This is a genomic window from Lactobacillus pasteurii DSM 23907 = CRBIP 24.76, assembly GCF_000297025.1.
In the GTDB taxonomy this organism is placed as follows: Bacteria; Bacillota; Bacilli; order Lactobacillales; family Lactobacillaceae; genus Lactobacillus; species Lactobacillus pasteurii.
The window spans coordinates 40,274-48,522 of record NZ_CAKD01000017.1 but is presented as its reverse complement, the minus strand read 5'-3'; the positions used below and the strand labels follow the sequence as shown (position 1 = coordinate 48,522).

General features: G+C 34.6%; 12 protein-coding genes. 1 reads left to right on the top strand and 11 read right to left on the bottom strand.

The features are described from left to right. A partial coding sequence (locus tag BN53_RS03965) for an exocyst complex component 4 (protein WP_040537307.1) occupies positions 1 to 492 on the bottom strand: 492 nt, incomplete at its 3' end. A 185-nt stretch (positions 493 to 677) separates the two neighbouring features. On the opposite strand from BN53_RS03965, the gene BN53_RS09605 reads away from it, so the two are divergent. Next, positions 678 to 782, top strand: coding sequence for a type I toxin-antitoxin system Fst family toxin (locus BN53_RS09605; protein ID WP_009559635.1), 105 nt, complete (start codon positions 678 to 680; stop codon positions 780 to 782). 170 nt (positions 783 to 952) lie between these two features. Here BN53_RS09605 and BN53_RS03960 read toward each other — a convergent pair whose 3' ends face one another. The 10 genes from BN53_RS03960 to BN53_RS03920 all read right to left on the bottom strand — a co-directional run bounded on the left by BN53_RS03960 (position 953) and on the right by BN53_RS03920 (position 8,114). Next, complete coding sequence (locus BN53_RS03960; RefSeq protein WP_133286415.1) at positions 953 to 1,459, bottom strand: hypothetical protein; 507 nt, start codon at positions 1,457 to 1,459, stop codon at positions 953 to 955. 85 nt (positions 1,460 to 1,544) lie between these two features. After that, on the bottom strand, positions 1,545 to 1,763 hold the full coding sequence (locus BN53_RS09910) for a hypothetical protein (protein WP_009559633.1): 219 nt from the start codon (positions 1,761 to 1,763) through the stop codon (positions 1,545 to 1,547). After that, positions 1,715 to 1,984, bottom strand: coding sequence for a phage scaffolding protein (locus tag BN53_RS03955; protein ID WP_009559632.1), 270 nt, complete (start codon positions 1,982 to 1,984; stop codon positions 1,715 to 1,717). The genes BN53_RS09910 and BN53_RS03955 overlap by 49 nt, the downstream gene beginning before the upstream one ends. 248 nt (positions 1,985 to 2,232) lie before the next feature. After that, positions 2,233 to 2,577: a hypothetical protein gene (locus tag BN53_RS03950; protein WP_009559630.1), complete on the bottom strand. Its 345-nt coding sequence runs from the start codon at positions 2,575 to 2,577 to the stop codon at positions 2,233 to 2,235. A gap of 47 nt (positions 2,578 to 2,624) precedes the next feature. Next, positions 2,625 to 2,891: a hypothetical protein gene (locus tag BN53_RS03945; RefSeq protein WP_009559629.1), complete on the bottom strand. Its 267-nt coding sequence runs from the start codon at positions 2,889 to 2,891 to the stop codon at positions 2,625 to 2,627. Then, positions 2,875 to 4,272 (bottom strand): minor capsid protein, encoded by a 1,398-nt coding sequence (locus BN53_RS03940; RefSeq protein WP_009559628.1) that lies wholly within the window; start codon positions 4,270 to 4,272, stop codon positions 2,875 to 2,877. Before BN53_RS03940 ends, BN53_RS03945 begins: the two co-directional genes overlap by 17 nt. Beyond that, positions 4,272 to 5,726 (bottom strand): phage portal protein, encoded by a 1,455-nt coding sequence (locus BN53_RS03935; RefSeq protein WP_040537306.1) that lies wholly within the window; start codon positions 5,724 to 5,726, stop codon positions 4,272 to 4,274. Before BN53_RS03935 ends, BN53_RS03940 begins: the two co-directional genes overlap by 1 nt. Next, positions 5,717 to 6,949, bottom strand: a complete 1,233-nt coding sequence (locus BN53_RS03930) for a PBSX family phage terminase large subunit (RefSeq protein WP_009559626.1) — start codon at positions 6,947 to 6,949, stop codon at positions 5,717 to 5,719. Before BN53_RS03930 ends, BN53_RS03935 begins: the two co-directional genes overlap by 10 nt. Continuing rightward, positions 6,936 to 7,460 (bottom strand): terminase small subunit, encoded by a 525-nt coding sequence (locus BN53_RS03925; RefSeq protein WP_009559625.1) that lies wholly within the window; start codon positions 7,458 to 7,460, stop codon positions 6,936 to 6,938. The genes BN53_RS03930 and BN53_RS03925 overlap by 14 nt, the downstream gene beginning before the upstream one ends. 51 nt (positions 7,461 to 7,511) lie before the next feature. Continuing rightward, positions 7,512 to 8,114, bottom strand: a complete 603-nt coding sequence (locus BN53_RS03920; RefSeq protein ID WP_009559624.1) for a hypothetical protein — start codon at positions 8,112 to 8,114, stop codon at positions 7,512 to 7,514. Positions 8,115 to 8,249: the final 135 nt, after the last annotated feature.

The following is an 8,249-nucleotide window of genomic DNA, read 5'->3' as shown; positions in this document are numbered from 1 at the left end:
AGTTGGATTTGAACTTGGTGCCGTTTGTACAATCTTAGAAACCATTACTGTCAATTGTTGTAAAGCCTTTTGCGTAGCTTCTTGTGATTGCTTTGAACTTTCAAGCATTTTAGCCAATTGAGCTGATTGATTAATAGCTACGTTCTGTGATTGTTGTAAATTTGAAACAGTTTGAGTATATCCTTTTAAATCATTGGATAATTCCTTAACCTGTGCTTCATAGTATGCTTCACCACGGTCAATCCATTTGTTAGCTGCATAATCATACTTTGGATGCTTCATATCTGGATCAGGACCGGTTAATACAAAAGGATATTCATTTGTATTCATCATATGAGGTGCATTGATTGGACCATAGCAATCCTCATTTTTGCCTAAATAAGTACCAGAAACCCAAACCATTTGAGGTTTTGAAGCTTGTTCCTTAAACTGCTCGAATTCTTCTTTTAGAGCATTGAATTCTTCAATACTTACTGTTGTTTCTTCTGCCATTAGTTTAGTCCTCCCAATTTACTAATCTTGCCATTGAGATCATCAAATTCTACAGCAAGATCATGTTTCACTTCTTCCGTTGTCTTCATCATTTTTTCTCCATGAAAAAAGACAGGCTTTAACCTGTCTCATCTGTTATAATGTTGTCTAGCGACTAGTACCTCCCTTGAAAGGAGGTGAACCGTATGTTGCAGTTTCTTTTAACTTCGATCGTTGCACCACTCATTGTGGAACTAGTCATTAGACTGTTCGATTACTGGTGGAATAATCGTCACAACGATCATAACTAGTCGCTGTTTCACCTGCACGCTTGGATGTTGCACCAAGTGAAAAAATAAAAGCATTGTCGTAACGGGACAATGCTTTTTTGCATGTTGCAATTTCATTTCTTTTAACTTCGTTGCTATAAATATCATAGCATATCAACCACGAAAGTAAAGAAAAAAGCTAATGTGGGTAGTTATGATTGTATATTAGTAATGTAATTATCACCAGAATTAGGCGTAGGTGTTTCACCGGATATATAACTTTCACTTGGATAGTAATAAATATTTGAGTAATCTGGCGCCGAATAACTGTCCCAATAACTATCTCCAGAATCATACTCCCATTCACTTAATTCAGTTTCACCATTGCTAAAATGATACGTTGGTTTCTTAAAAGTTGTACTATTCCATACTGCATTTTCCTGTTTGCCACCTTGTGGACTATTAGGATCCATGTCAGTAAAATACAAGTCAATATGTCTAGTAACTGTAGTGTATTGATAGGTAGTAGATGTAATTGTAACTGGTACCTTTCTAGCAAAGTAGATTTTTCCTAGGATCAATACACGTACATTACTTTTACCATGATCTACCCACATGTAACTGTTTCCTTTACCTTGCTTTTTATTAAAAGTAGGCATATAGTACCCTACTCTCTCAAATTTCTCGCCTTGCCAATAAAGAGCCTTTAGATCGTTCATTAACATAGGCTCACCGCCTTAGCGGTTAGGGTGGCGGTTTTATCCCCCCCGATTTTGTTAAACGTATACATTTATTTTGTTCTTTCTAACTTTGATAATAATCGAATGTTTCAGAATTGCTTTCGCCCGGACTAGAGTTATGTATCCAGCCAGCACTTGTTGACGTTGTACCAGAATAACCAGATGGTAACGACCAAGATAGATAATCAGGACCCCATCCATCGACTTCCCAATCGCCATTTAACTTAACTTTGGCTAATTCTTGAGTAAGATTATCATGATCCTGCTTGTATTTTCCTTGCAAGTCTTGCAGCTGCTGGATAATTCTTCATTGTCCTTAGCAGTCTTTTTAAGTTTGGCAAAATCCTTATCTCTTTCAGATAATTGCAACTTCAAAGCCTCATTTTCTTTGATCATTTCATCATTGCTCGACTTAGCCTTATTAATATCTTCGCCGTTGATATCCATTACAGCTTTGATTTGATCATCTGACAAACCCAAATCTTTCAATTGATCTCTTTTCATAACAAATATTTCCTTTCCTCTAACATGTTTTTACGAGTTCACCTCTCAATAAGGGTATACAAAAAGAGCAGTTTTACGACTTGCTCAGGTCAAATATTTAAAACAGCTTGAATACAAAATGCAGGCATGCCCACACTGCTAGCACAAATGTAGATAGCCAAGCTATAGCTACCATTGTTCCTACGATTACATGAAAAACGTTAGAAAAGAACAGCTGTCTTTCAAGTTTTTTTGTAAACTTCTCGATTTCATTTTTGTTCATTGGTTTGTCCTGATTCTTTGCAAATAATATAATTCTGCGCTTTGCTCATTGCTTCATCAAAGAAAATGTACTCAATTCCTTTAGGCGTAATTGAGTAATACCAAACAATTCCGCCACTTTCTTCTTTAGGACTATGATCCAATAATTTGTCATCTATCAACGAATCCACAATGTATTTGTAATAAGCATCGTTTAAGTTGCACTTATTTTTTATATAGCTGTCGAACTCAGAACACAAAAGTTTCTGACCATTGTCTCTTAACTCGCAATAAGAGCTAGATAAAATATAATAAGCCACAACAAAGTAATCATTTTTGTAAAATCCAGCCATTGTTTTTTCTCCAAACAAAAAGCGGTTAACTTTCGTTAATCGCTTGGTTAATAATCAATATCAGTAATTTCTTTCCAAGAATCTTTTATGACTTTTCCGCAAATTGAATAATTTAGAAATTCAGAAGTGTCTTTAAATTTTTTAATAAAATCAAGATTATCGGCTTCTGTGGAAATCAATTGCCGCTTTTCAGAAAATTCAGGAGCATCTTGGTCTGGTTCAACTAACCATCGTTTATTATTCAATTTGAATTGAACCTCATATCCAATCTCAATTAACTCTTGAAATTGTTTCAAACTATCTAGATTGTCCATTGAGCATTCTCCATCTTTTTATATCTTCTAGTTCATTTTTACTTGGAGCTACGCCTCTACCTCTCTTGATTATTATTTTATCATTTTTTTGATTATATGTATGCTTCCATCTATGAACGTGCGGAACAACAGTATGCTCTTTAGGATTTCCATGATCTGTTAAATCTAAATCTTTTTCAACTAATCCGTTCTCACCATAATATCTGTATTGTATAACTTTTCCATTTTTCATTTTACCAACAACACTAAAAGGATCCTTTTTTGTAGGAATATTTCTAGTCTCTAAAAATACAGGTATAACATTCTTATATAGATTTATTTCATCAAGTAATATTGTACTACCTATTCTATTAATCTTATTAATACTTCTATGTAATACCCACTGATTAAAGCTCATTTTATTAACAAACTTGCCTTTGCCAGTTTCATCATCTCGACTCCACCGGCTTACAATGTCTGGTAAATCCTTCATGTATGGAACTGTAGTGCATCGGCAATAAGGATGAATCATTGGATAATTCAACCCAGGTTTTCTGTCTTTGACATAAAAAATACGCTCATCTAAATGAGCGCAAATTTCACATGTGTGTGTTTCAAGTGTGGCTAAATATTGATATTGTTCAATATTTGAGTCTTCATAAAAATCGGCTGTTGCTTGCTCGGTTATATGACCCATTTCAGTTACAATCAGCCTATGCAAGTTGTTACTTTCAACATTATGGAATGTAGATCTCAATTCTTGTTCCAAGCGAATATGAGAATAGCCCAAAGCAGTAGCTTTAAACATTGTATTTGTTAAAACTTCAGGCAATACATTAGTGTAATTATTCCAGATTCTTTTACTGAAATCACTGCCTTGCCATGGTTGATAGACAATCGATCTTAGTTGATCTTCATTGAAGTGGGCATAATCAACATCAATACCACCTGTAACAAGGTATTTGCTATAACCATCTTGATCATAAGTGAATTGATATTGATCAGCTAAGGCTTTAGCCATGATGCCTTCTTCTTTGTCTGCGTAATTGCCAGCAAATTCAATGAACTGTTGTTGCAATTTCTGCAACCTAGCAATTCGAGATTTATAGTAAGCAGAGTTTAATTCCTTATCAAAGCCACCAGCTCTAGCCTTTTCTTCGAATTCTTTCAAAGTCATATCGAATCTACTAGTATCAATTTGGCCTAGCAACTTAGCAGCTTCTTTGAATCCTAAATGATTCTCATTAGCATACTTTGAAACCCAATGCCTAGCTTCTTTGATAATTTCATTCTCTAAAGCACGCAACCTAGCTCGCATAGCAAGCTCATAATCTCTTTCATGATCGAGTTGCTTGCGTTTGGTATAAAGAATTCTTTTACGCCAATATTCTTGTGAGTTCATTATTCATCATCAGGCTTATCTTTATTTTCAGACTTTTCATCATCTGCCTTATCGGAATAATCATCTGAATTAGCAAAATCCTTAGAAGCCATAAAACCATCACTATTTTGCAAATCATCTTGTTGATACTTCAATTCTTGATTGTAATCTTCAACCAACGGATTAGCCTTAGCAATAGTTTCTTTAGAAGTGTAAGGAGCTACTGTAGCCACAGTTTGAGCTTGGGTTAAATTATCTTCAACTTGTGTTCTAGTCCAAGTTTGGATAATATGTCTGCCATCATAATCACTAATACCGCAGTATCGCATGATAGCTCTAACCAATTCGCTAACTCCTCTTCTAAAGTATGCTTCAGTTTTGCTTGCCTTTAGTTCAAGATGGGAATAGAGCATTTTAATAGCCACACCACTTGCATTAGTATTAGCAAAGTTAGCTGGATCAATTCCTTGACCTTGCAAGAAAATATTTGATTTAGTTAATGTCAAAACCTTATCTCTTGCTTCAACTGGAATTTCGATCTGCAATGTATCAATACCAGATTGATCACCATTGCCAGCATTGTTGAACTTAACAACTTTATTCTTTTTAAGATTTTCCATAAAGTCGTCCAGTTTGGTTCCACCATAGTTTTTAAGGACTAGCACAACCTGCTGAATATCATCAATATCATTCAAAAAGCCATTGTAGATGTCATCATAGGCATCAATTAGGCCTTTAGTCTTATGAAGCTCTGGCAATCTCAACTCATTCTTAGCAAACTCAATAAAAGGAACCCTACCAAAATCATGAGTTACTACATCACTCAATCCTGTTTCATATCCAGCTGTTGAATCATAGGTAGGAATGCAATCATAAGATTCCAACTTCAAAGGATTAGATGAAACTTCTTTAAAGAATTGCCCCTGCTTGTCATTCCAATATTCATGAACAGTAAATGTTTTACCAGTATCTGGATCAAGTTGTTGATAACTTCTAAGCACACCTAAAAGCTTATGGTCTAAGGTACTCGACCAAATAGCTGTAATTTGATCAGGTGGAACAATTCCATATCTGAAATTGTTATCTTCATCAATCCAATAATGCAGCCATGCTCTACCTGCGTTTGAAGCTGAAACCGATAGATTATGAATCGTTAATCCAAAATCATCACCTAAGATATCAAGGATTTTTTGATTGTCAGTATCATTACCCACATCTACTTGAGGTGCAACTGTAGCAAAATATCCTGCCTCTTGATCAACTAGCAATTGATAGAAATTATGGCTAACTCGGTTGTCTGCATGTCTCAATGGATCATCTTTGCCATCTTGCTTCAACTCGGACTTGCCATTGTTTCGATTGGTAATATCATTTTGATTCTTATAATATCTAACTGCTTCACTATAGGCATTAATGAAATTGCCACGCTCACTAGCAGTATTGGCTATTAAGTTCTGCATTTGCTTTAATTCCAAGGGATGTAACCTCCTTTCGCATTTCTCGTATAAATTGCATATCTAATTGCATCAAGGCGGTCATTGTGCCTTGTTTCGCTTTCTTTCATTGGCATTCCAGTTTTTTCATCCCATGCATATTGATAAATTTCATTTAATACTCCTTCAGCACATGACTCAGCAATAAAGAATTTACCCTGTGCCATTTTGCTAGCCACACATTCAATTCCTGGCAGAATGTTTTTATTTGCATTGAAAATGTTAATTCCATTAGTCAAAAATTCATTAATATTGTCAGGTCTAGCCGAATCGGCATAAAAAATGAGATTGCTGCTAAACTCGTTCTGCAAGTTCTTAGCAATCTCAATCCAATAATCTATAAATTTATGCTTCTTTGTGTAGTCTCTTAAAATATATGTATTTCCACTGCTATCATCACCTAGCAGCATAATTGGATTTGGGTGTTCATACCCCCAGTCCACTCCTACATAATATGTAAGATCATCAAATGGAATTCTTTCATCAGGAATAACCATTGTGTCTTTGTTGAAATCTTGATAAACAATGCCATCTCCTGTCACCCACTGACCCAAGATAGCACGATCGTAGAACATCCCTTTTGGAGTTGAAGCCTTAAGCGATTCAACATAATCCTTAGCAAGAAAACTATTGTCATCAATTGTAAAAGTGAAAGAAATAATTCCTGCTTTTTCATCATGATTGTCAATGTAATCCCTTTTCAACCAATGAGTAGGAATATCAGGGTTGGTATCACAGATAATGTGTGATCCTTGCATTGAACAACGATTTCTAATTTCTACAAAAACTTCTTCATTGGCCAATGTCGTTTCATTGATGTAAGCACCATATGAGGTAAACCCACGAGCTCTAGCCATGCCGGCAATTGAACCTGTATAAACAGGAACAATATCAACTCCAAATAGATGATAATGATTATGCTTATCTGATCTCAAATCAATTCCAAACTGCCTAGATATTTCTGAAATTACATTGTTATAAATTGCTCCAGAACTAGCACCTGCCAAAATAAACTGAGGATGCTTATCGCCCAATTTTTTGGCTAATTTTGCCACTCTTCTTAGCTCATAGATAAACAAATAATTATCAATATAAGTTTTACCTGATCTGACAGCGCCATTGAGGATCATCATTTTAAATGGCTTAGTAAGATATGTATGCAATACTTGGGCTTGCTTATCAGTCAATACATCACTTAGAGCCATTCTTTAAATCCTCCTTAGCTAAGTTATCAAGCATCTTATCAAGCAGCAATTCAATATCCTGTCCCTTATCCTCCATTGCCTTAGCTTTGGCTTCAGAGATACGAGTATCAGCAATTAATTTGTTTAATTTTTGTTTTTCCATAGGGTCAAACAACGGATATCGCTTCATGATTTCTTTGGAAGCTGTAACTTTATCTTTAATTGATGGTTTTTTGGTAATAGTAACAACCCTATCAGCAGTTGCAATTGGAACTTCTTCTGTTTCTTCACCACGTAAAACACGAGTATAGAACTCTAGCACTTCTTTAGCATTAGCAATCTTATGAGACTCGATTTCTTTCATTTTAGCTTTGATATAAACTTTCAGGTCAGGTTTAGTCAGGTTTTCCTGCCCAATTGATTTAGCGGTTTTAGGAGAATAACCTGCTTTTATTGCTGCGTCCTTTGCATTGCCTGATTTAATATACTCATCGCAAAACTTTTTCTGTTTAGCTGTTAAATTATCATTCACACCATCTCACCACCTACTTTTGAAAAAAATAAAAAGGCCTTTAGGCCTTTATCACTTAGTTAATTTATCAAATTCGTTCTTATACCATTCTTTAAAATCATCCTTTAGCCTTTTCTGAGCTATTTCACACTTATTCGATACCTCTTTTTCGGCTTCAGAATGTTCAGCATTTGTTGCTACTTCAGAGATTTTTTGTAAATTATCATGATCTAATACATGCCATAATTTTTCCATGTCATCCAGTATTGCTTCACAGTTTCCATAAGTCTCCATATTAATTTCTAGTTCTGTTTTTATTTTTTTAGTCTCTGCCAATTTTAAGTCATAGTCTTCTGTAGTAATCTTTCCTACAACAACATTGGGATTCGACAATTTGAGTTTGGCTAGTTGTTTATCATTGTTATTAGAACATCCTTTAATAAACAAATACAGTGAATTATCTACTTCAACAATATATTTTGCAATCAATTTGTTAATGGAATTAAGTATCTCTAACTTACTCCTTACTTCTAAATTAGCCCTGTAATTTTTTCTATTGTAATGAACAGTTATCAAAATTGTAACTAAGGTAAGAATTATAGGAATAACTTGTTTGGATATAAGCCAATCTGTAATTACACTTACTAAATGATTGATGTAATTTAAAAAATCCATTTTATTTCACCTCAAACCAATTATAAAAAAGCCTGGCACTCTGTACCAGACTTTTAATAGATTGATTTAAGGAGATATTTCCACATCTTTCGATACTACTATAATACAACGCTTTAACAGCTATGTTGTACTCTA

What these genes read in the sequence shown, in the direction of transcription:
- BN53_RS03940 (WP_009559628.1), bottom strand. Translation starts at nt 4,272, where the DNA reads ATGAACTCACAAGAATATTGGCGTAAAAGAATTCTTTATACCAAACGC.
- BN53_RS03955 (WP_009559632.1), bottom strand. Translation starts at nt 1,984, where the DNA reads ATGAAAAGAGATCAATTGAAAGATTTGGGTTTGTCAGATGATCAAATC.
- BN53_RS03930 (WP_009559626.1), bottom strand. Translation starts at nt 6,949, where the DNA reads ATGGCTCTAAGTGATGTATTGACTGATAAGCAAGCCCAAGTATTGCAT.
- BN53_RS03945 (WP_009559629.1), bottom strand. Translation starts at nt 2,891, where the DNA reads ATGGACAATCTAGATAGTTTGAAACAATTTCAAGAGTTAATTGAGATT.
- BN53_RS03920 (WP_009559624.1), bottom strand. Translation starts at nt 8,114, where the DNA reads ATGGATTTTTTAAATTACATCAATCATTTAGTAAGTGTAATTACAGAT.
- BN53_RS03950 (WP_009559630.1), bottom strand. Translation starts at nt 2,577, where the DNA reads ATGGCTGGATTTTACAAAAATGATTACTTTGTTGTGGCTTATTATATT.
- BN53_RS03960 (WP_133286415.1), bottom strand. Translation starts at nt 1,459, where the DNA reads ATGAACGATCTAAAGGCTCTTTATTGGCAAGGCGAGAAATTTGAGAGA.
- BN53_RS09605 (WP_009559635.1), top strand. Translation starts at nt 678, where the DNA reads ATGTTGCAGTTTCTTTTAACTTCGATCGTTGCACCACTCATTGTGGAA.